23 protein-coding genes are annotated in these 22,924 nt (G+C 33.2%); 14 read left to right on the forward strand and 9 right to left on the reverse strand.

What is annotated here, in order from left to right; all coding sequences use genetic code 11:
- Window positions 1-175 precede the first annotated feature (175 nt).
- From JQC67_RS15895 to JQC67_RS15930, 8 genes are all read left to right on the forward strand, one after another.
- A complete protein-coding gene (locus JQC67_RS15895; protein ID WP_203253905.1) occupies window positions 176-1,264 on the forward strand; it encodes a sensor histidine kinase in 1,089 nt (362 codons plus the stop codon).
- 2 nt (window positions 1,265-1,266) lie between these two features.
- Window positions 1,267-2,592 (forward strand): sigma-54-dependent transcriptional regulator, encoded by a 1,326-nt coding sequence (locus JQC67_RS15900; protein WP_203253906.1) that lies wholly within the window; start codon window positions 1,267-1,269, stop codon window positions 2,590-2,592.
- A gap of 230 nt (window positions 2,593-2,822) precedes the next feature.
- Window positions 2,823-3,299: a GreA/GreB family elongation factor gene (locus JQC67_RS15905; protein ID WP_203253907.1), complete on the forward strand. Its 477-nt coding sequence runs from the start codon at window positions 2,823-2,825 to the stop codon at window positions 3,297-3,299.
- 2 nt (window positions 3,300-3,301) lie between these two features.
- A complete protein-coding gene (locus JQC67_RS15910; protein WP_203253908.1) occupies window positions 3,302-3,667 on the forward strand; it encodes a hypothetical protein in 366 nt (121 codons plus the stop codon).
- A 292-nt stretch (window positions 3,668-3,959) separates the two neighbouring features.
- On the forward strand, window positions 3,960-4,379 hold the full coding sequence (locus JQC67_RS15915; RefSeq protein WP_203253909.1) for a GreA/GreB family elongation factor: 420 nt from the start codon (window positions 3,960-3,962) through the stop codon (window positions 4,377-4,379).
- Window positions 4,376-4,768 (forward strand): hypothetical protein, encoded by a 393-nt coding sequence (locus JQC67_RS15920; protein WP_203253910.1) that lies wholly within the window; start codon window positions 4,376-4,378, stop codon window positions 4,766-4,768. The genes JQC67_RS15915 and JQC67_RS15920 overlap by 4 nt, the downstream gene beginning before the upstream one ends.
- A gap of 68 nt (window positions 4,769-4,836) precedes the next feature.
- A complete protein-coding gene (locus tag JQC67_RS15925) occupies window positions 4,837-5,679 on the forward strand; it encodes a universal stress protein (RefSeq protein WP_203253911.1) in 843 nt (280 codons plus the stop codon).
- A 113-nt stretch (window positions 5,680-5,792) separates the two neighbouring features.
- On the forward strand, window positions 5,793-7,040 hold the full coding sequence (locus JQC67_RS15930; RefSeq protein WP_203253912.1) for a mechanosensitive ion channel family protein: 1,248 nt from the start codon (window positions 5,793-5,795) through the stop codon (window positions 7,038-7,040).
- 82 nt (window positions 7,041-7,122) lie between these two features.
- Here JQC67_RS15930 and JQC67_RS15935 read toward each other — a convergent pair whose 3' ends face one another.
- Window positions 7,123-7,836 (reverse strand): TIGR04283 family arsenosugar biosynthesis glycosyltransferase, encoded by a 714-nt coding sequence (locus JQC67_RS15935; protein ID WP_203253913.1) that lies wholly within the window; start codon window positions 7,834-7,836, stop codon window positions 7,123-7,125.
- Between the two features lie 163 nt (window positions 7,837-7,999).
- On the opposite strand from JQC67_RS15935, the gene JQC67_RS15940 reads away from it, so the two are divergent.
- Entirely contained in the window at window positions 8,000-8,773 is a 774-nt protein-coding gene (locus JQC67_RS15940; RefSeq protein WP_203253914.1) for a DUF547 domain-containing protein, read from the forward strand.
- A 117-nt stretch (window positions 8,774-8,890) separates the two neighbouring features.
- A complete protein-coding gene (locus JQC67_RS15945) occupies window positions 8,891-11,131 on the forward strand; it encodes an efflux RND transporter permease subunit (protein ID WP_203253915.1) in 2,241 nt (746 codons plus the stop codon).
- Window positions 11,132-11,231: 100 nt separating this feature from the next.
- Here the strand turns inward: JQC67_RS15945 and JQC67_RS15950 are convergent, their stop codons facing one another.
- From JQC67_RS15950 to JQC67_RS15960, 3 genes are all read right to left on the reverse strand, one after another.
- Window positions 11,232-12,509 carry a tetratricopeptide repeat protein gene (locus JQC67_RS15950; protein WP_203253916.1) on the reverse strand — a complete coding sequence of 426 codons (1,278 nt, stop codon included), beginning with the start codon at window positions 12,507-12,509 and terminating at the stop codon, window positions 11,232-11,234.
- A gap of 83 nt (window positions 12,510-12,592) precedes the next feature.
- Entirely contained in the window at window positions 12,593-13,360 is a 768-nt protein-coding gene (locus JQC67_RS15955; protein ID WP_203253917.1) for a DUF4331 family protein, read from the reverse strand.
- 24 nt (window positions 13,361-13,384) lie between these two features.
- A complete protein-coding gene (locus JQC67_RS15960; protein WP_203253918.1) occupies window positions 13,385-14,065 on the reverse strand; it encodes a DUF4331 family protein in 681 nt (226 codons plus the stop codon).
- A 169-nt stretch (window positions 14,066-14,234) separates the two neighbouring features.
- Between JQC67_RS15960 and JQC67_RS15965 the strand changes: the two genes are divergently transcribed.
- Window positions 14,235-15,434: an LETM1-related biofilm-associated protein gene (locus tag JQC67_RS15965; RefSeq protein WP_203253919.1), complete on the forward strand. Its 1,200-nt coding sequence runs from the start codon at window positions 14,235-14,237 to the stop codon at window positions 15,432-15,434.
- Window positions 15,435-15,504: 70 nt separating this feature from the next.
- On the opposite strand, the gene JQC67_RS15970 is transcribed toward JQC67_RS15965, so the two are convergent.
- The 5 genes from JQC67_RS15970 to JQC67_RS15990 all read right to left on the reverse strand — a co-directional run bounded on the left by JQC67_RS15970 (window position 15,505) and on the right by JQC67_RS15990 (window position 18,755).
- The gene (locus JQC67_RS15970) at window positions 15,505-16,260 is read right to left on the reverse strand and encodes a LytR/AlgR family response regulator transcription factor (RefSeq protein ID WP_203253920.1); all 756 of its coding nucleotides are present in this window, start codon (window positions 16,258-16,260) and stop codon (window positions 15,505-15,507) included.
- Between the two features lie 19 nt (window positions 16,261-16,279).
- Window positions 16,280-16,639 carry a 2TM domain-containing protein gene (locus tag JQC67_RS15975; protein WP_203253921.1) on the reverse strand — a complete coding sequence of 120 codons (360 nt, stop codon included), beginning with the start codon at window positions 16,637-16,639 and terminating at the stop codon, window positions 16,280-16,282.
- Between the two features lie 11 nt (window positions 16,640-16,650).
- Complete coding sequence (locus JQC67_RS15980; protein WP_203253922.1) at window positions 16,651-16,989, reverse strand: 2TM domain-containing protein; 339 nt, start codon at window positions 16,987-16,989, stop codon at window positions 16,651-16,653.
- Complete coding sequence (locus JQC67_RS15985; protein ID WP_203253923.1) at window positions 16,980-17,282, reverse strand: 2TM domain-containing protein; 303 nt, start codon at window positions 17,280-17,282, stop codon at window positions 16,980-16,982. Before JQC67_RS15985 ends, JQC67_RS15980 begins: the two co-directional genes overlap by 10 nt.
- 135 nt (window positions 17,283-17,417) lie before the next feature.
- Window positions 17,418-18,755 carry a 2TM domain-containing protein gene (locus JQC67_RS15990; RefSeq protein ID WP_203253924.1) on the reverse strand — a complete coding sequence of 446 codons (1,338 nt, stop codon included), beginning with the start codon at window positions 18,753-18,755 and terminating at the stop codon, window positions 17,418-17,420.
- Window positions 18,756-18,965: 210 nt separating this feature from the next.
- Between JQC67_RS15990 and JQC67_RS15995 the strand changes: the two genes are divergently transcribed.
- From JQC67_RS15995 to JQC67_RS16005, 3 genes are all read left to right on the forward strand, one after another.
- The gene (locus JQC67_RS15995; protein WP_203253925.1) at window positions 18,966-20,516 is read left to right on the forward strand and encodes an NAD(P)/FAD-dependent oxidoreductase; all 1,551 of its coding nucleotides are present in this window, start codon (window positions 18,966-18,968) and stop codon (window positions 20,514-20,516) included.
- A gap of 81 nt (window positions 20,517-20,597) precedes the next feature.
- Entirely contained in the window at window positions 20,598-21,902 is a 1,305-nt protein-coding gene (locus tag JQC67_RS16000; RefSeq protein ID WP_203253926.1) for a DEAD/DEAH box helicase, read from the forward strand.
- 40 nt (window positions 21,903-21,942) lie between these two features.
- A complete protein-coding gene (locus JQC67_RS16005; protein ID WP_203253927.1) occupies window positions 21,943-22,635 on the forward strand; it encodes a Type 1 glutamine amidotransferase-like domain-containing protein in 693 nt (230 codons plus the stop codon).
- Window positions 22,636-22,924 lie beyond the last annotated feature (289 nt).

A 22,924-nucleotide genomic window follows, 5' to 3' on the forward strand; every position in this document is an offset into this window, starting at 1 on the left:
CTCTTTACTAGAGTGCTTATAAAAAACCAGACTAAACAATTTTCATTGTATAGTCTGGTTTCTTTTTTGAATATTATATTCAAACTCTTTTTTTTAGCAAAACCCTTTTTAACATAAATTAGGTTTTGTTCTTCTCAAATATTATACATCTTTGAAAATAGATAACTGATTTTCAATGACAACAGCAGAAGCTAAACTTAAAGAGCGAATTAAAGAATTGACTTGTCTTTATGATGTCACTTCTATAATTGTCAACTCCGATTATGACGAACTGGAGACTTCATTAGAAGCCATAGCCTATTGCCTTAAAAAAGCTTGGCAATTTGAAAATGATTCAGAGGTTTTTTTCACTTGCGGAAATTATACAGTTAGAACAAAAAAGTATAATGCCAAAATGGTTGAATTATCATCAAACATTAAAGTCTTCAATAAAATTGATGGCCATATAAAAGTTGGTTATCCCGCAGATAAATATTCGATATCTGATTTTTTAATTGAAGAGCAAACATTGCTTGACAATGTAAGTTTAGCTGTAGGCAATCTATTAGAAAGAAAACAAATACGCGATAGTGAAGCCTCAGTAAAACGTCAAATGGAACGCACAGATAGGTTATATATATTGGGTGAAATAACAGCTGGCATTGCGCACGAATTAAATACACCCCTTGCAAATATTCTTGGTTTTGCTGAATTATTAGCAGATAAAATGACGGATAATCAAGCCATTCGTGATTTAGAAAAAATAATTGACAACACCATTTTCAGTCGAGAAATTGTAAAAAAATTAATGTTTTTCGCCTGTGAGATGCCGCAAGAAATGAAGATTGTAGAATTAAATGCAGTTGTTGAAAATGTTTTAAAACTACTACAACCATCTTTACAAGAGAAAAAAATTAAATTAATAAAATCGTTTAATAAGGAAAACATAAAATTAAAAGCTGACACCGTACAACTAACACAAGTACTATTCAATTTAATAATGAATGCAGTGTATTATTCTCCAGAAAACGGTCAAATTGCCGTACAGGTAACAGAAAAATCTAAAAAAATTCAAATTCTCATTTCTGATGAAGGTTTAGGAATTCCTAAAAAAAATGAAGACAAAGTTTTTGAACCATTTTTCACCACAAAACCACTTGGCGAAGGTTCAGGTTTAGGTTTAAGTGTAGTTCATGGAATTATAAACAGCCACAAAGGCGTAATCATGCACAAATCGAATAATCCGAAAGGAACTATTTTTACGGTTGATTTTCCTAAATTGTAACTATGGCTTTACATAAAGAGAATATTTTACTAGTTGATGATGATATTAATATTCTAGAACTATTGCAAAGGCATTTACATGCAATGGAATATCATACCTATAAAGCGGTTTCTGTAAAAGAAGCTCTCTATATTTTGAAAGATACATTTATCGATTTACTGATTACTGATATTCAAATGCCAGAAGTAGACGGGCTTCAATTACTTAAATTTGCTGACGAACATTACCCAGAAATGCCCAAACTTGTGGTAACGGGTTATCCATCTGCTAAAGGAGCCTTAGAGGTTATTAAATCAGGAGCTACAGATTATCTTACCAAACCATTTACCAAAGAAGAGCTGAAATTATCAGTGCAAAAAGCCTTAGTTCATGGTAAAAAAAGAAAAACTATTAAACCTAAAACAGCTGTTATTGATAACAATATACATGCTGATATGGTTGGTATATCTGAGGGTTTTCATAAAGTACTAAATATTGTTGAACGTGTAAAAAATAACAAAGCAACAGTATTAATTAAAGGTGAAAGTGGTACTGGAAAAGAACTTGTTGCCAGGGCTATTCATTATTCTGGTAAGTATTCGCGTGCTCCGTTTATAACTGTCAATTGTGGTGCAATTCCTGAAAACTTACAAGAAGCAGAACTTTTCGGCTATCTAAAAGGTGCATTTACTGGTGCCGATGAAAATAGAAACGGATTCTTTCAAGCAGCTCAAGGTGGTACTTTGTTTTTAGATGAAATCGGAAATGCCTCTTTAGCCGTTCAAACTAAAATGCTACGGGCATTACAAGAAAAGGAAATAACAAAAGTTGGTTCGCGTAAAGTAGAGAAAGTAGATATTAGAATTATTGCTGCCACCAATTCAAATTTGCAAGATGATATTAAAAACAAAAAATTTCGTGAAGACCTCTATTATCGTTTAACAGTAGTTGAAATAAACGTACCACCTTTAAGAGAACGAAAATCAGACATACCTCTTTTAGTAGAGAAATTCTTGCGCAAATACGGAATAGAATACAAAGACCGTCTATTACAAATTTCACCTGACGCGCTTCGAATTTTAAACAATTATGATTGGCCAGGAAATATTCGTGAATTAGAAAATATTATGCAACGTGCCATTATTATGAGTGATGGTACTGTTGGTGTAAAAGATCTACCTGAGCATCTTAAATTTCAAATAGATTTTCCAGATTCGGGCTTCCTTCCTTTGAGAAAAATGGAAAAAGAATATGTTCAAAAAGTACTTATTTCTACTAATGGCAACAAAACCAAAGCCGCTGAAATTCTTCAAATTGACAGAAAAACATTGCGCGAAAAACTTAAGTAATGTACCGGTGAAAAATTACTCAACCGGGTAATTTTTCACCACTAACAAATATCTTCTCTTTTAAATATCAGCTGATTAATAGCTGATTTACAGCATCTTACAGAAATTTACTGCAACAACTATGTGTATAGGCATGGCATTTGCTTATTCTGTACCAATAATTATTGACTGCAAAATTATACGTTTAGCACAATCAATAATGAAAAAAATAATGCTTTAAAAAGAGATTCATGAAATACGGTAGCCTAGTATTAGAAAAAAGGGATTTTGTTATGATAAAGCGGTATGAACATCTGAATCATTTTATAGAAGATTACACTCATAAAGATCTACTTGAAACTTTAGATGAAAATATGTCAAATGCCTTAATTTTTAATTTGGAAGATATGCCTGACGACATAATTAGAATGTATTCTACAGTAACTGTTTCTGGTCCATCGGACTGGAGTGATACTTTTCAAGTGGTTCTTCCATTTGAAAATGATGATGACAATAATAAAATTTCGGTACAAAGTAAGTTAGGGGCTTCAGTCATTGGACTTTCTGAAGGAGACACTATCAAACATGGAATTCCTGGAGATTTTGTGGTTTTAAAGATTGAAAAAGTGTTACACAGTGAAGACCAAATTAAAGAGGATATTCCTGAGGCTGTTTTCAAAAAAGTGCTGCCAAAACAATATAAAAATTTATTAACTCTAAATATATAACTATGATTAAATACGCAATTACTATTTTATTCTCAATGGGAATGTTATTTACGCAAGATGCCTTGAATCAAAAACCTGCTGATGAAGTACGTGTTGGAGATGTATTTAAAATTGGTAGTCCGCAAACCCAAACATTTAAACACATAAATTTTCCACGTGCCAATTTCATCATCAAACGAGGGGGCATCGCTAATTACAAATCAGTTACCGGCAACTTAGTTGAAGTAACAGCTATCAAAGAAAAAAAGGACGGCACTACTGAGGTTACATTAAAACGTAAAGATGGCAGTCGCTTTTTTGGTAGTCATACGGCTGTTGAGGCTGATATTTATGAAGCTGTAAATTCGGGGGAATTACACGCTAAATAAAAACTCGGCTTTTTGAGTTACCTACCTGTCTAACTATCGCAATTCTAGTTCGTTCAAATAAATGAAATAGTTCAGGTAGGTTTTCTCTAATTAATTATAAAAATTTATTGTGTTAAAGTCATTCACAGTATAAAAACACAATTGACCTAAGAAAGGAATAGCATATATCGCATCTTCTCTTTTGAATAAAATGCTTCACTAGGTCATAGCATAGTAAAAAGTTGCATTTATTATTTGTTTGTTCAATTAAACACTTGTGTGTAATTGAAGTGTCCACATAAATAAAAGAATTATGAAATACGAAAATTTAGTTATAGAGAAAAAAGAATATGTTCTCTTAAAACGAATGATGAATCTTTCTGGTTACTATAAGGATAATACATTGCGCAAATCAGTTGAAAAATTGGTTGGTGAAATGGAGTTTGCTAAGATATATGATGAAATTGAAATGCCCAATGACGTCATTCGATTCAATACCAATATTACCATAGTTTCAGATAATGGATGGCAAAAAGAATTCAAATTAGTAATGCCAACTGATAGTGATATAAAAAATAATAAAATATCAATTCTTACACCTATGGGCGCTGCTGTAATAGGCTATAGTGAAGGCGATACTGTTACCTGGGAATTTCCTTCAGGCGAACAAAAATTGACCATAAAAAAGGTGAGTCAAGAGAACGAGCATATAGATTTAAACATGGTATTATGAATGCATCAAAACCATTCTTTTCAGATGAAATAGATAGTAGAATTATGATTAAAAAAGATAAAGCTGAAATAGATAATTGGACTAATGATTTGGAATATATAAATGAAGAGCTTGAGTATCTTTTAGATATTGAAGACCGCATGTTAAATAATTCTGAGCTATATCAACAATTACATTCAATGCGCAGGGATAATACTTTGAGACTCGGATCATTGTATCGGTATGAAGGCTCCATGAAAAATGCTCTTGAATGTGACACTGTGCATTGTGACACATACTACCTAAACAATCATGAAAAAAATCGGAGCTCGTATCTAGAACATTTAAAAAAATACAGAAACATTAAATCAAAAGTACTTTCTAATATTTTATTGCATGCTACAAGATAATTCATAATGATATAAAACTTAGACTTAAAAAAAGGTCTCATGTTTTATGTTTTAAAACACAAAACATCATGGGAAAAAAGATTCTATTACCTACCGATTTTTCAAAAAGTTCATGGAACGCCATACAATATGCTATAAAACTTTTTGAAGGGCGTGATTGTGATTTTTACATTTTAAATACTTACATGAAAGACACGCATGGCCTAAATAGTTACACTCTATTAGACCCCGATGAAGCATTTAATAAATTATCAGAAAAACGATCAAAAAGTAACCTAGGTGACATCTTAATAAAATTATCATTATTAGATACAGAAAACAACCATCGCTTTCATGTTTTATCGAGGTCCGTACCATTAGTAGAAACGATTAAAAACCTAGTAAATACTATGAAGATAGACATGATTGTTATGGGTGCCAAAGGGTTTAATGACAAAGAAGGTAAATATGGCAAAAATACTTTAGATGTTATTGAAAATATTAGAAAATGTCCGATAATGGTCGTTCCTAAAAATGTAACCTTAGAACGGTTAAAAGAAATTGTTTTAGCCACCAATTTCAATGTTGATTTTAATGAATGTAAAATCAAATATTTGGTAGAAATAGCCAAAATTAATAATGCTAGTGTGCAAGTTTTAAGCTTGTCAAATAATAAGAAACAATCAAAACAACAAAAGAAGAATAAGTCGCTTTTAAAAGAACACCTAAAAGGTGTTGACTACAGTTTCAACATACTTCACAATGTGAAATTGTCGACAGCATTAAGCTGTTTTGTAGACATTAGGCATAGCAATATGATTAGTTATATTAATAAAAAACCTTCGCTATGGGAGCTATTAGGTTTTGGCAAACGAAATCTAGGCAAGTTAGGTTATTTTAAAGATGTGCCCGTTTTGGCTTTACATGAGTAGAAATGTTAAGGCACATATAATTTTTTAAAATTTATGCCATATAACTTCTGTAAATAAACGTTAATACTTTTTCAAGGTGTAATTTTGTAGCCAAACATTGAAGACAAACCATAATGAACAATGGGCTATCCCGAATACTGTACAATCACCTTTTAGAACTAGGCCTGAGCGAAACCATTTCATCTTACCTTAATTTAATTATTCTTTTGGTTTGCGCTTTGATATTCGCCTGGCTTTTAGATTTGATTATTTGGAGAGTGCTACGGAATGTAACTTCACGACTAGCACGAAAATCAAAAACAAATTATGACAATTTTCTTGTTGCCAATAAGGTTCCACGCTATATAGCGCACACTATTCCTTTATTCTTGCTATTTGAATTTGTTCCCTTTGCATTTATCGGTTTTGAATACGGAGGCAATATAGCTTTGAAAATACTACGAATTCTGATTGTAGTATTGACTCTTTTTGTGGTTAAAAGTATATTCAGGAGTACTAACGATTACCTAAAAACTAAACCAAGGTTTCGTGATAAACCTATGGATAGCTATATTCAGGTATTCATGATTTTTGCATGGGCGCTTGGTATACTAACCATATTCGCCATAATTACCGATGTATATATTTGGAAATTTTTCACGGCTCTTGGTGCAGGTTCTGCTGTTATCTTATTATTATTTAAAGATTCAATACTTGGTCTTGTTGCCAGTATACAGGTCAGCATAAATGATATGGTTCGCATTGGCGACTGGATTACTTTTGAAAAATACGGAGCAGATGGTGATGTAAGTGAGATCACTCTTGCTACAGTAAAAGTGCAGAATTTTGATATGACAATTACCACCATACCCACCTATGCTTTGATTTCAGATTCTTTTAAAAACTGGCGGGGCATGCAAGATTCTGGCGGAAGACGTATCAAACGTGCTTTAATCATCAGTCAAAAAAGCATTCGTTTTTTAACAGATGATGCTATGAAATCTTTACAAAAAATAGAACTAATTCAACCTTATCTTATTTCTAAAAACGAACAGATTACCTCTTATAATACTACAAACGAAATAAATAAAGAACTGCCAATAAATGGCAGAAACTTGACTAATATTGGTGTTTTTAGAAAATATGTGAATGATTATCTACAAAATCATTCTGCGGTAAATAAGAATATGACATTAATGGTGCGCCAATTAGCGCCAACTGCACAGGGTATTCCATTAGAAATTTATGCCTTTAGCAGTGATAAACGATGGGAGAATTATGAATATGTAATGGCCGACATTTTTGATCATCTTTTGGCTGCACTCCCCTATTTTGAGCTTGAAGTTTATGAACTGCCAGCTTCTTTTCAACTAAATACGTAAACGCAGAACATTCAATCATTGCAGTTGCTGAAGAAAAATAAATTCGTTTGTGAAATTTAAATAATTCGATTGTTCAGTTTTTCTATTGAGAAGAATTTTGATATGGTGTACGAATTAACTTGTTGTGCAGTGATTTCAACTTCTTAGCCGAATAACCTAGTTTAAATAATGTTACTAATAACAGGTTTGATAAATTAACACGCAAGTACGAATTGCATTGGTATTTACGTGATGAAACTATCAAGTCATTTTTAATGATTTTAAATCGTACTTCACTTTTTTTCATCCGTTCAAAGAATTCAAAATCTTCCATTACCACCTGACTTTCATCAAAACCACCCAAGCTATTAAATACGGTCTTCTTTATAAAAAGACATTGATCACCACCACCAGTGAAAATACTTTCTTTAGCTGTAAACGAAGCATTGATTTTTAATAAAAAGCTCTCATTATCAAATCGGTATGAAAAAAATCCAGCTTCATAACCATCATTTAAAGTTGTACGAATATCATTTAAAAAAGAGGTTGGTGGTATGACGTCAGCATGAAGAAAAACCAAAACATCTCCTTTTGAAAGCTCTGCTGCTTTATTCATCTGTACCGCCCTACCCTTTTCTATACATTTAAAATAACTAACCGCATCATGTTTCAAAATAGTTGCAGAATTATCTGAATTTTCTGAAGACAAAGCCACAATAACTTCAACAGTATTACCTTCAGTTAGCATTACCAAATGTGGTAAAAGACTTTGCAGGTTTTTTTGTTCGTTATGAGCGGGGATTATTATTGATATCATTTAAATAGCCAGTGTACAATGGTTTATATTAAACAGCAATACTATGTTAATACATCTACGTAATTTTTCAAGAAAGGTTTTCTAATAATTACGACCAAACCTTTACTTACTTTTTTCGTAAGTAACTATAATACGTTTTTAATTTACATTCAAGAAATCAATCATGCGAAAAATTAAGCTTGCTCTACTTTTCACACTAATATTTTTGGGCGCTGCGCAAGCACAAACCAACAATACAGATAGTGCTGACTTAAATTCACTTGCTATAGAATTTCTTACAAACATTAAAAATGGAAATGACACAAATGACCTTAGGGCAAAACTTTATGCCCTTTCATTAGAAGATTTAGAGCAAGGTTTAAAAACTGATGCAGAAAAGCTGGCCTTTTGGATTAATATTTACAATGGTTATATACAGGTAATTCTTTCTGAACACCCTGAAAAATATGATAATAGAAGTGAATTTTTTAAAGCCGATCAAATTCCGATTGCCGGTAGATTGATTGCCTTTTCGAAAATAGAGCATGGCATCATCAGAAAATCTCAATGGGAATTAGGACTTGGAAAAATAAGAAAATGGTTTCCGAATAAGTTTGAACGAAAATTAAGAGTAGACAATCGCGATTATCGTATTCATTTCGCCTTGAATTGCGGCGCTAAAGATTGTCCGCCAGTCGCTATTTATGATGCCAAACGTTTGGAGGAACAATTGAGTAAAGGCACTGAAATGTATTTGAAAAAAACATCAGAATACAGCAAAGAAAAAAATGAAGTAGCTGTAACCTCCTTATTCAGTTGGTTTCGTGGTGATTTTGGCTCAAAAAAAGGTGTGAAAAACATTCTGAAAGAGTTAGAAATAATACAGAATACAGATGTAAATGTTACCTATAAGAATTACGATTGGACGCTTGATCTTGACAATTGGATTGAGCTCTAAAAATAATGCCCCTTCCACAAATAAATATATAGATAAGGCACAATTTTGCGTGAATTAAATTACCCAGTAGTATCTTTGTTTCAAATCACAACGGTTTTATAGCGTAACTACATTTCTATGCGAAAAATATTGGCGTTCAAAAGAACCATTCTTGCCATTTTTTTGGTGCTCGCAATTGGCTCAGGTTTTCTCTTACCCAATCTTAAATTCTCTTTTGATTTTAGTCAATTTTTCCCTGAAGGGGATGAAGATCTTATTTTTTACCAAGAGTTTATAAAAGAATTTGGTGTTGATGATAGTTTCCTTTTGGTAGCCGTTGAAAATGAAGGTTCTGTTTTTGAAAAAGATTTCCTCTCCAGATTCAATGATCTAACTCAAGCTTCAAAAAACATACCATATGTAATTGAAAATCAATCATTAACAACTTTATCCTATCCTTTAAAAACAGCTTTCGGATATACTAAACTACCCATCATACGGCTAAATGATTCAACTAAATATGCTGCCGATTGGGAAAAAATTCAAGAAGATGACCTATTTGTAAATACTTTGATTGATGAAGAAAAAAGTTCTTTGGTACTCTCACTTGAAACTATTGACAAACTAGATTATGCTCAAAGCATTGAACTACTCACCTCACTACGTCAACTCTTAAAAGAACATGGTTTTGAAGAATATCACTTACTAGGTCGAGCATACTTTTATGAGGCTCTTATTGCTATGCAAAAAGAGGAGTTAATTAAAACGAGTATTGCCGCAACGCTTCTTGTGTTATTCATACTTTTCTTGGTATATCGGCGTACGTTAGTCGTTACAATCACCATGATATCAATAATTCTTGCATTAGTTTTATTTTTGGGTCTGCTCTCGCTACTCGGTAAAGAATTAAATAGTCTTGCATCTTTTTACCCTATTCTAATTTTAATTGTCGGCACATCTGATGTCATTCATATTTTAGACGATTATTTATCCAAACTACGAAACTGTCTTGAGAAACATGATGCCATGCTTCGCACACTCAAAGAAGTAGGTATTTCAACGCTACTCACTTCTGTAACAACAGCCATTGGCTTTGCCTCGCTCTTAACATCAAAATCGAGTGTAGTGAGCGGATTTGGAGTCAATTCAGCAATTGGCGTATTAATCGCTTTTATAACAATTATCTTTTTTACATGTCCACTTCTATTATTAGTCAAAAAAGAAAAGGTATTACCAAAGAATGGTGTTTCTATAAAATGGACTACAGGCCTATCACAAGTAAATAATTTCACAAAAAAATATCCGAATAAAATACTTACGTTAAGTGCTGTGTTTACTATAATTTGTATCTGGGGCATTACAAAAGTCAATACGAATTATCAAATAAAAGAAAGCCTACCTAAAGGAAGTGCTATTGCCAATGATTTCGACTTTTTTCAAAGCAATTATGGGGGATTTAGGCCTTTAGAAGTAGCAATAACCACAGAAGGTCAATTTAAGATTACTGACTTTAAAGTAACCCAAGAAATTGAAAAAGTAGCGCAGTATTTAAAATCAGTAGCCCCAATTAAAAATGTACAATCAGTAAACATATTTTACAAGGGTTTACATAAGGCAAACAATCTTAATAAATCAGAGTTTTTTGTACTGCCTGAAAAAGCAGAAACTTTTGAAAAATATAAAAATGAAATCAAAAAACTAGCTAGAAAGCCCTTTAGTAAATATGTAAATGCAGAGGAAACAAAATCAAGAATTTCTGCAAAAGTATTAGATGTAGGTCTTGACACTTTAAATACAGTGTATAAAAAATTCTACGACTTCACGGCAATGAATACAGATACCACCATGGTTAAGTTCAAATTAACTGGCACAGGAATCTTATTAGATAAAAACGCGTTTTACGTAAAAGACAGTCTCATTCAAGGCCTACTTTTAGGCTTGCTCATTGTTGCATTGCTAATGGCTTTACTTTTTAAAAATCTGAAATTATTACTGATTTCATTGCTACCGAATATGTTACCACTTTTATTTGCAGCTGCACTTTTAGGATTTTTAGGAATACCATTAGAAGCTACTATCTCAGTGGTATTTGCCATTGTATTCGGTATAGCTGTAGATGACACAATACACTTTCTTGGGCGCTATAAAATTGGTATATCAAAAGGATTAACGAAAGAGGAAGCCTTAAAAGTCACATTTTTGGAAACCGGACGTGCCTTAGTAATTACAACCTTAATATTATTTTTCGGCTTTTTAGTGCTCTTAATATCAGTACACACACCAAGTTTCACTATTGGTTTATTAATAAGTGTAACACTATTAACAGCATTAATTATAGACTTATTATTGCTTCCAGTATTGATTCGTAAAATGCTATAAAAAAAGATGTCGTACCCTAACGATACGACATCTACAAAAATCAACCTAACCTAAAAAAACTGGAATTACAATAAAATACTGTGGGGGAATTTTACACTGGCTAGAGGCTGACAATTTTGTTTTCCATAATTGGTCCCAATTCGTAAAACGCACCTACTAATTCTTTTTTTATTGTTGCAACTTTACCTGTTTCACCCGCTGCTCTATAAACCTCTGCAGCCCTATATAGTATAGCTGGTTCAAACGTTTTATCTGCAATGTGTTCATCAGTAATTTGCAAAGCCATATCTATTTCACCTAATTTCAAATAAGTATTAGCCAAAAGACTATATGCTTCAGGGGTTGCCCTATTTGCTACTTCTTGTTTAGCCAACACTAGCGCCTTGTTATATTGTTCTGTAATATCTAGATACAACGGAATAGTATATGCGCTGTACATATGGTAAAGAGAGTTATCTTTTATGACTTTAAAATACTCTTCCATATACTCTATACTGGCTAACTCATTGCCCATATATTCTGCTATTTCTGATTTTAAAAGCAAATAATCTGGAGCTTTATTATTTTTAGTTACCGCATCAAGAATACGCAAGGCCTCTTGTGGATTCTTTTCATGAGAAAATACAATCCAAGCAATACCCTTTTTAGCATATGCATTTTTCGGGTCTAATTGCAAAGTCTTTAAATAATGATTGTACGAATCTTCAATTCTACCTGCGTGACCATAATAGTCAGCTAAGTTTGTATACGACCATATTAGAAGATTCTTGTTTTTTGAACTCTCAGCCTTAGCCATTGCTTTTTCCATAAAGCGAATAGTAGTATCTAGATCACCTTTATAATCATTCCATTTTGCAACACGAATCAAGTATCCAAAACTGGAAAGGTTTTCTGTACTATCTAAATATTTTTTAGCAACATCATAATTACCAAGTTCAATATGAATATCAAATAACAATGCCTGAGATTCTTTAACTCCGCTACCAATGTATCGGGCAGAATCTGCTAAAACAAGTGCCTCTCTAAATCGATGTTGTGAAATATAATTTCTAGCTAATGCTCTTAAATAACCTGATTTACCAATATTGGCTACATCTACAGCTTTTTTTAGTGATTTTTCAGCTTTCTTTAAAAACTTGATATCACCAGTATTTTTGAAGTATCTATTATACTCGCCAGCAACTATTCCGAAACTTAAAAATTGCGAACTATCTGCTTCTATTTTTTTATTCCAAATTTCAAAGTACTTTGATGTAGTATCTATTTTGCTTACCGCCAGATATTCATCATAGTCACTAATATTGGTTAATTTTTGTGCCGTTTCTGTTTTGCAGGAAATAAAGAAGAGTAATGAAAGTGAAAATAATATAAATCTCATGTTCTTAATTTTACGTACAGTTAAACAATTAAAATAAAGGGAGGATATTTTACTACCCTCCCAATGCTCCCTTTTTCATAGACTTATTCAGGAGCCCCCAAATAAGGGAAACTTGTAGATATATCTGCTGATAGACCAACACCATCAGATGTTAAACGTGGTAAATTACCGCCGTTACCATCATCTTGACCGCTGAATCGGACGCCATCCATTCCTCCAAAAAGAAGAATTAATGAAACATCAATAACATCATCTTGTGGAGTTCTACCAGTTAATCCGATAATAGCCGGATCATTCAATACATTACCATCCATATCAACATCAGGACCAGGTAAAAAATAAGTAGTTTGTGCATCTGGTGCTACTTCAAGAACATCAGCAGCCAAATAACCTGTAAGCGTAGCAGCATCTAATCCTAAAATATTGTTTTCGTAATCAACATCTTCCGGTTGAAAACCTAATAAACCTGCATACACATCATGGTACTGCTCTAATCTTGCTTCAAAACCAGCTTGAAAAGTAGCAGCCATTTCTGAAGGAATAGAAACATTATAGGCATCCTTTACACTAGGTTGTCCGTCCATATCAACACTCAATACAGTATTAATACCTGGGCGTCCCATAAAATCAACTTGCGAGTAAGTTCCAGAAAAATCCGGCTCCATCATCGCAACGTCGCAAGGTGTACAAGATCCACCACAATCAATTGCAGTTTCTGTACCGTTCATTATTCCGTCGTTACAAGTAGCCTGTTGCATTGGTTCAATTGAATTGTCATCGCTTGAACAAGAAGTAAAGACTAACGTTGCCAAAACTAATGGCATGATAAATTTATATTTATGAATTCTCATCTTTTTTATTTTTTATAATTACAATTATTGTTTGCTGTTTGTAGTTACCCAAGTCTTATAAACCGTTACACCTAGTGCATTTTGTCCTGTTGTTTCACCTAACATGCTGTTTGGTATTTCAACTACAATAGACATGGTATTAGTTCCGTCAAAAGGATCCATAGCATCTTCAGGAGCTAAAAAACCTTCAGGAGCTTCACCACCTATTACTTTATTGAACTGAAAGAAGTCAAAGAAAAAAGCATCTTGTCTTGGTCCAGCAAATAATGAAACACCGTCAGCAGTAGTTTCAACAATAGCGGTAGCAGCTGAAATTTCAACAGCACCTAATGGGTAATCTGTAAGAACAGTACCAGAAATACCAGTTGAAGAAGGCGCATAAGGTCCGAAGAAGTACATCATACCATCCCTAGGTATTGCTTGAATAACCAAATCTTCAACCAAATCATTATTGGTATCGATATTAATCTCAGTTAAAACATCTTCATCAAATGTACCATACGCCAAATCTGGAAGTATGTTTGATTGCAAATCAACTGCAAAAACAGTGTTGTCAGAACCTTCTGTTGGTTCAAATGCGTAGAAATCTGCAATATCAGCAGTAGTACCTGTTGTTGAAGGTGCATCAATATGGTCAGCTGCGACCAATACTATACCTAAAACAGCCACAATCGACAGTTTTATTAAAAGCTTACTTTTTTTCATAATAACAATTTTTAGATTAAATATTTGCCTTACCTACGCAGATATTATTCGAGGGTTCATTTTTTAGTGTTAAAAATGAAAATTTATTTTATTCAGAATGCTTACGAAGGATAATTATAAGGTCAAACTGCCGTAAATAGCTTTATTTTGTAACTCCAAATTATTAAGCATGAACCCTTCGGCCTCAGGATGGATAGACAAGTTCGGACACTTGGTCAAAGACAACCTTGAAACATATTCTGATTTTAGAGACCTATATGGTGGCCTTAAGAAAACGGGGTTTGTATATGGCATTAATGTAAAGGTGCCTAGGTTTATCACACCCGAGCATCGGTTATCTGAAGATGAAATTGCCAAAATAAATTTACTGACCTCTTTATATTTCACTTTTAAACAAGAAACAGAGAATTCAGATTTTGATGCCTTTCTAGAGAGCATCTTAAAGTTTTATGAATTACTTGAAGTAAGCGGACTTACTTTTTTAAGCAAGCTTTTTGCTGGCAATAAAACTTCAGCTAAACTAGAGAAGCTTATTGATTCTAGAGTCTATCTAGAAGATAATATGTTAAGTAAGACCTTTAATAGTATAATTACAAATTCACTGCTATTCATTGATGTGTTAACTTATAAGTATCATTTAACCCATGAAAGTGGCACAAGGCAGCATGCGCAATTATTAGAATATTTGACGATTAACACCACTTTTCATGCTTTAAACTCAAAAGAAATTAATAAAAAAGATGAACGTCTAGCCCAACTTTTTGAGGCTTCGCTCACATTTGTTGATTTTGAAAAGAATGCCTTTGATGGATCATTCCGTAAAAAGCTGATTGCAAATAACTCTGAATGGGAAAACCGATATTTTCTGGATATTGCCTGTTTAACTGTTTGGGAGGACAAAACATTTGAATATCAAGAATCAGAATTTATTCATGGTATAGGAAGAGATTTAGGTATTGAAGAAAAATCAATTGTACGCGCATTAGAAGAAATTACTGCTTTTTTTGCAAAAAATTCTGAGGTTGTGCCCTTTTTAAAAGACAACAATTTAGCTGTTCAATTTTATGAAAGCATGGCAAAAGTTGTTGACAAGCTCATCTCAAGAAACAGCAAACGACTTAAAAAAGAGCTTTTAGAAAGTAAAGAACTTGTTGCACTTCTAACAAAATCTACCATAAAAGACCTTGACGAAGAAGAGAAAAAAAAGGTGCAAAATCAGCTCATAGATATTTTTAAAAGCATACCTTCGTTGGCTATATTTATTCTACCAGGTGGCGCTGTTTTATTACCAATTTTCATAAAATTGATACCAAAACTTTTACCTTCTTCGTTCGATGACAACAGAGTAGAAAAATCTAAGGAAAAATAGGGGTTTTGAGTACTATAAGAAATATCTATAGCACAATTCAGACAATTGTGATCCAATCTTTTAAATAACTTTACTCCAACCAAAGCTTGAAGTCCTTAACACGTTCTCTACTCACAATAATTTCTTGTTCATCAAAGTGATTTAACTTGATTTTTAGCCTTGAATTTGAGTATGCTATGATATCTTTTATATGATCAACGTTAATGTAAAACTTACGACTTACTCTGAAGAATTTTTTTGGTGAAAGTTCATTTTCAAGACTTTCTAAAGTAGTATCCATTAAATAATTTCTACCATCAATCGTAGCGGCATAGGTACCTTTGTTTTCACTGTAAAAACTTTCAACCTCATCAGCATTTATAATTTTCAAGTGTTGCCCTACTCTTGCCGTAAATCTTTTTTTGTATTCTCTTTCGATTGGGTTAACCAACAACTTTTTTATATCCTCAAAATCTATACTCAACTTTTGTGTACTCGGTCGCATCTCTTGATATTTTTTTACCGCATGTTCTAAATCTTCATCATCAATTGGTTTCAATAAATAATCTATGCTGTTTAATTTAAATGCTTGCAAAGCATACTCGTCATACGCTGTGGTAAAAATTATTGAACTCTTTATTTCAATTGCATCAAAAATCTCAAATGAGAGTCCGTCTGATAATTGAATATCTAAAAAAATAAGATCCGGATGCTCATTACCTTCAAACCAGGCAATTGATTCTTCAACAGAATATAATAGTACTGATACATTAATATTTAATTCAGCTAATAGTCTTGATAGTCTACGAGCGGCTGGCTTTTCATCTTCTATTATAATAACATTCATATATTGTAACACTTAAATATTAATCATTACTATTTTTATCTTCACGCATTATCTTCTCTATCTGGCGCTCTTCCCAATCTTTTAGAAACTGTGGCCTTAATTCTTTTAAAGGTTTTGATTTTAGAATAAAAACATAAATCGCATGACAGCCTAGACCAATACCCCATATTACAGGCGTTCCAATAATATTCCATTCAAACCAGTTTAAAAAACCTTCATCAGAAATGCCTTTTTCGGTAAAAAACTCATAAGCCTTGAATTTAAACACCAGCAACAATATATTAACTACAATGAAAATTCTAAGGTGCTTGTAAAACTTTTTAATCTGCCCAACTCTGCGTTGCGCTCTTTTCAATTTTTTTGCTTGATTGGTTTCCATAATTTGATAATTTATCTAAATTTTTCAGCTCTTTCTTGTTCTTCTTGAATAAACTTCTGTATTTGCTTTTCTTCCCAATCTTTTCCGAAAATTGAAATCAGGGAAAAAACTTTAATGGCGTGTGCGGCCAAACCAATACCCCAAAAAATCCATATGGCAAAGGTTCCAAAGTCCAAAAAAGCGTCTGAAAAACTCTCTCCTGAACTCATATTTTGGGTTAATTTAACAATGGTTATAAACAAATTAACACCTAAGTATGAAGCTAAATGCCAATAAAACCCTTTAAGTTCAGCAATGCGCTTTTTAGCTCTATTTAATTTTTTTCGTTCAGTTCTAGTTTCTACTTCCATCGGTTCTGATCTTTGTCCTCGTTCATAATTTCATTTATTTTGCGTTCTTCCCAACCTTTACCAAGAAAGGGGTTCGCACCAAAAACCTTTATTGCATTAAAAATAAGACCAATTCCCCAACCGAACGCCGCCCATAAAAACCAAGGGTAATTCCATTGATCTGTATAATAATTTATACCGGCTAGCATTGCTATTACAAACACATAAGAAATTAGGCTTGTATAAAATTTCTTTAGTTCATTAACTTTCTCTTGTGCTCTAAAATACTTGCTTTCTTTATCTGAATATTCCATCTGTAATGATTTATTATTTATTCAAATTTCTGGTTAATTAGTCCCTTTCCTAAATTAATAATACTGAATTGTAGATTCTGTAGGATGGATTGTAATAACTCTTATTATCTATATAAAATGACAGGAAGAATAAGGCTAAAAACGATCATCATCCATATACTTTTTAATTCTACGATCTTCCCAGCCCTTACCCCATAACGGATTATAGCCATAAGCTTCCATTCCGTGAGCAATCACTCCAATACCCCATCCAACCATAGGAAATAGCACCCATGGAAATCCTGTGGACTGATAGTTTAAAAATGCCAAAAACGGGATAATTATACAATAGGATAACAGATTGCCATAAAACTTCTTTATTTTTTCAACCTTTTCTTTTGCTTTTTTATAGTATTTATCATCAATATAAACACGCTGTTTCTCCATCACAGAAACTTGTTTTGTTAGCATTGGTAATTGAACACTAAAGTTTACATCACCCTTCTGAATTAATACCTTTCGCTCAGTTAAGATTTCATAGCGTTGTTTAATATTCTGCAAACCAACTCCGCTACTCTTACGAACCACCTGCTTTTCTTGAAGATTATTACGCACCACCAACATATTATCCTCTTCATAAACGCTAATATGCAATGGCCTATCTGAAGTAACCACATTATGTTTTACTGCATTTTCTAATAGCAGTTGTAACGACAATGGCACAATTTTAGCCTCTGGGTTTGTACTCTTCTCAGGTATGTCAAAAACAATGCTATCTTCAAATCTCATTTTCAAAAGCCGAACATAAGTTCTAGCAAATCGAAACTCTTCATCCACAGAAATTAAATCTTTATTTTTTTGCTCAAGAACATACCTGTAAACCTTTGATAATGAAGTTGTAAACTTTTGAGCTTGATTTGGATCTTCTTCAATTAAACTGGTTAAAACATTAAGGCTATTAAATAAAAAATGAGGATCTAATTGATTCTTTAAAGCATCAAATTTAGCCGAAGCAGTACCTGCAATTATCTTCTGTTCTTTGACTCTATTTTCTTGCCAATGCTTGTAAAAATAAAAGGCATAAAAAGCCAATATTATTACTACTGCAATAAACATTGGAATGAGGTATGAATTAAATTGATGATTCGAAATAAATTCAACAAAAGGGATTCTGGCTATTACAACTTGTAAGATTATTTTAGACACAAAAATTGCAGCAAATGAAGCTGTCAAGTTTAATAAAAAGCCAAAAAATAAATTTTTACCTGAGTTTAATAAGTTACCGTATTTGAATCTAAAAAAACGCCAAGCATATATATTAGCCAAATAAATAAGCATTGACATTATCATGTTTTCATAATACTCTTTCCAAACATTTGCTGGTGTAAAATCACCATTCAATGCGCCGGTTGAAAACAAAACTATATGAATAACAAAAAAAATGACGGTCCCTATTGCAATCGAAGCGAGTATGTCTTTTATAAATTTTTGCATATAAATAATTTCAATATACCTATGATTAATATAGCACCGCACCAAGTATGGTTATTGATGAATTTAGTCTTTGAAACAAATATGGAGAACAAGTTAGCAATCTTAAAGAAATAATTACCCAGTCGTAGATTTTTAAGGATAGATTGTAAAAAATTAAAAAGCAAGCCTGAAGTCAGCCGTTGATAGTGAAATAACAGTAATTTTGCCATTATGGTTAGAAACATCCAACTACGGGTAAGTTTAAAGGAAGAAGAAAAGCTAGGTCTGAAAACTAAAACAGCTAAATACCTAGGCGTTTCAGAGAATGAGATTGAAATTAAAGTACTGAGAAAATCAATTGATGCTCGTAAACCAAGCATCTACTTTAATTACAAATTAGAAGTCTTTATCAATGAACCAATGCCGACTTCTACTGATTATTCTTTTATCTACAAAGATGTTTCAAAGGCAAAAGCAGTTCATATTATTGGTTTTGGCCCTGCGGGGATGTGGGCAGCACTACGGTGTTTAGAATTGGGGTTTAAACCAATTGTTCTTGAACGTGGCAAAAATGTTCAAAACCGTCGACGCGATTTAAAAGCAATAAACCAAGACCACAAAGTAAATGAAAACTCCAATTATTGTTTTGGCGAAGGTGGTGCCGGCACTTATTCAGATGGTAAACTTTATACGAGAAGTTTAAAACGAGGTGACGTACGACGTATTTTTGAAAGTTTGGTTTTTCATGGAGCAACAGAAGAAATTTTGGTTGACGCCCACCCACATATTGGTACAAATAAATTACCAAAAATTGTACAAGACATTCGTGAAACCATCATTGAAAAAGGTGGTGAAGTACATTTTGACACTAAAGTGACGGACTTTATAATTGATGAAAATCAAATAAAATCTATTGTTCTTAACGACTCTGATGAAATTGAGGTTAATCGAGTGATTCTCGCCACAGGGCATTCTGCACGTGATATTTTTTATCTGTTAGAAAAAAAGAAAATAGCCTTAAAAGCAAAATCGTTTGCCATGGGTGTTCGCGTAGAACATCCGCAGCAAATAATAGATTCTATTCAATACCACTGTCATGGCAATCGAAATACCTTATTACCAGCTGCCGCATATAGCCTAGTACATCAATCAAAAGGGAGAGGCGTTTATTCTTTTTGTATGTGTCCGGGTGGTTTTATTGTTCCTGCTGCAACAGCGCCAGGTGAGGTAGTTGTAAACGGAATGTCACCTTCAAAAAGAAATAATATTTATGCAAACTCAGGTATCGTTGTAGAAATCAATGTAGATGAAGATTTATACAAGTATGAAAAGTTTGGCGAACTAAGAGGATTGGAATATCAAAAAGATTTGGAACGTTTGGCATTCACTTCAGGCGGAAGATCCCAAACAGCACCTTCACAACGGCTTACTGATTTTGTTGAAGGAAAACTTTCAGAAGACCTCAACCCTACTTCATACCAACCTGGTTTAAAATCAGCACCATTACATTCATTACTCCCAAAATTAATTGGCAGTCGTTTACGTGCTGGTTTTACTGAATTCGGAAAGAAAATGAAAGGTTATTATACATCGCAGGCAAATATTATTGGCGTAGAATCTAGAACCTCATCACCAGTTACCATTCCAAGAAATGAAAAGTTAGAGCACCCAGAAATCAAAGGTTTATTCCCTTGTGGAGAAGGTGGCGGATATGCTGGCGGAATTGTTTCAGCAGCTATGGATGGTGAACGCTGTGCTGAAGCTGCAATTGCCGGACTATAAGTTCAATTTGAACGTATAAAACCTTAAACTTTAGGCATTAAAGTGCCTTTTTAGACTTACCTTCGCCGCTTATTTATTTTTATGACATTCAAAGAATTAGGCCTTGCAGAGCCAATATTAGATGCCCTTGAGGCTCAAGGTTATACAAACCCAACCCCTATTCAAGAACAAGCCATTCCTATATTATTAAAGGGAAAAGACCTATTGGGCGTTGCTCAGACAGGTACTGGAAAAACTGCAGCATTTGGTATACCTATACTACATCATCTGTATAACTCAAAAAACCAGCAAGCGGGCAAAAAAAAGGTTCGCGCCTTAATTGTAACGCCAACACGAGAATTAGCGATACAAATTGGTGACAGTTTAACCAACTATGGTAAATATACCGGCTTACGAAATACAGTAATCTTTGGTGGTGTAAAACAAGGCAAGCAAGTGAACGCTCTCAGAAATGGCGTTGACATTCTTGTAGCTACACCAGGTAGACTTTTAGATTTAATGAATCAAGGCATTATCAACTTTAGAGATATTGAATTTGCCGTACTTGATGAAGCAGACCAAATGCTAGACATGGGTTTTATTCATGATATCAAGAAGATAATTGCCAAACTACCTCCAAAACGTCAATCGCTTTTCTTTTCGGCTACTATGCCAAAAGATATTGTTGAACTCTCTAGAAAGATATTAGGTGATTTTGAAAGAGTTACCATTAAACCAGAACAGGCAACAGCAGAAAAAGTAGAACAAGGTGTATACTTTGTTAGTAAAAAGAATAAGCCAAAACTTTTAGTGCATTTATTGCAAGAGCGTTCAAGTGATTCTGTTTTAGTATTCTCGCGAACCAAGCACGGCGCCAACAAAATTGTGAAAAAACTGGCACAAGCTGACATTCGTTCGGCTGCCATCCACGGAAATAAATCACAAACTGCTCGTCAAAAAGCATTAGGTGATTTTAAAGATGGCAAATTAAAAGTGTTAGTTGCTACAGATATAGCTGCAAGAGGTATAGACGTTGAAGATTTAGCCCTGGTTATAAATTTTGATCTTCCTAATGTTTCAGAAACCTATGTACATAGAATTGGTAGAACTGGCCGAGCTAGCGCAAGTGGTATTGCACTTTCTTTTTGCGACAAAGAAGAACGACCATACTTACGTGATATTGAAAAGTTAATTAAGCAAGAAGTGCCGAGAATGCCAGAACATCAATTTATTGATGGTGATGATGATGAACCGGAAACTGCGCCACAACCCAGACGACCTAGAAATCAAAGTCAATCTAGAAATAGAAGTGGCAACCAAAACCAAAATCGATCTAGGAATTCTAATTCAAGGGGACGAAATACAAACCGAAACAATAGTAATAGAAACAGAAACGCGGACAACTAAAGTCTACTAAATCTGAAGTTTTTTTATATTTAAAGCACTTATGAAAAGACAATTATTTATTTACGGTAGCGGACGACATACAGTACCTTTTTTAAAATATATGGCAGAAGCAACAGGCAAGCAAAAGCCAAACCTCTGTTTTATACCCACTGCAAGTGGTGAAGACCAATCTTATATAGATTCTTTTTACGAAGTCTGTACTCAAATTAATGTGACACCTCATGTGTTAAGCGTTTGGATAAATTCATATGACCAAAAAGAATCATTTGAAGAAATCATTCATAAAATGGACGCAATTGTAGTTGGTGGAGGAAACACCCTTAATATGTTAGCCATTTGGAAAGCACAAGGTATTGATAGTGCACTTAAATCAGCTTATGATAACGGCGTTGTTATGGGCGGTGGTAGCGCAGGTTCACTTTGTTGGTTCAATGCAGGTACAACTGACTCAAGACCTAAAGAGTTAAGCATAGTTCACGGTATGAGTTTTATAAACAAAAGTCATTGTCCGCATTACAATTCTGAGAAGTCACGTAGACCACTATATCAAAACAATATTCTTTCAGGTAAATTAAGTGATGGTTATGCTTGTGATGACCGTTCTGCTATTCATTTTATAAATGAGCAAGTTCAAACATCAGTCTCTTTAAATGAAGAAAACCATTCTTATTACGTTCATTTAAAGAATGGTATTATTGAAGAAAAGCAATTAGAAAATACAATTATTTCATAATCAAATTGATTTCGTAAGTTTTTTCTTATTGAATTTAAATTCCTCCAAAACCTATTGTTTTTTTATATCATTTGTGTTAAAATTTAACGTACTTTAACAGGATTAAAATTTGTTCCCTCCTTTTATAAAGCCAATAAAAAACAGGTCTCTATTTAATTTTTGAAACGCTTACAAACGATTTAACTCCCCCTAATCGTAATTTATATTTTGGGTAATTCCTCCTACGCCAAAAACATTGATAATTAAATAAATTAAAAATTTCAATCAGTTCAAGATTCAATGCATGTAC

Source organism: Aurantibacter crassamenti (assembly GCF_016811105.1).
In the GTDB taxonomy this organism is placed as follows: domain Bacteria; phylum Bacteroidota; class Bacteroidia; order Flavobacteriales; family Flavobacteriaceae; genus Aurantibacter_A; species Aurantibacter_A crassamenti.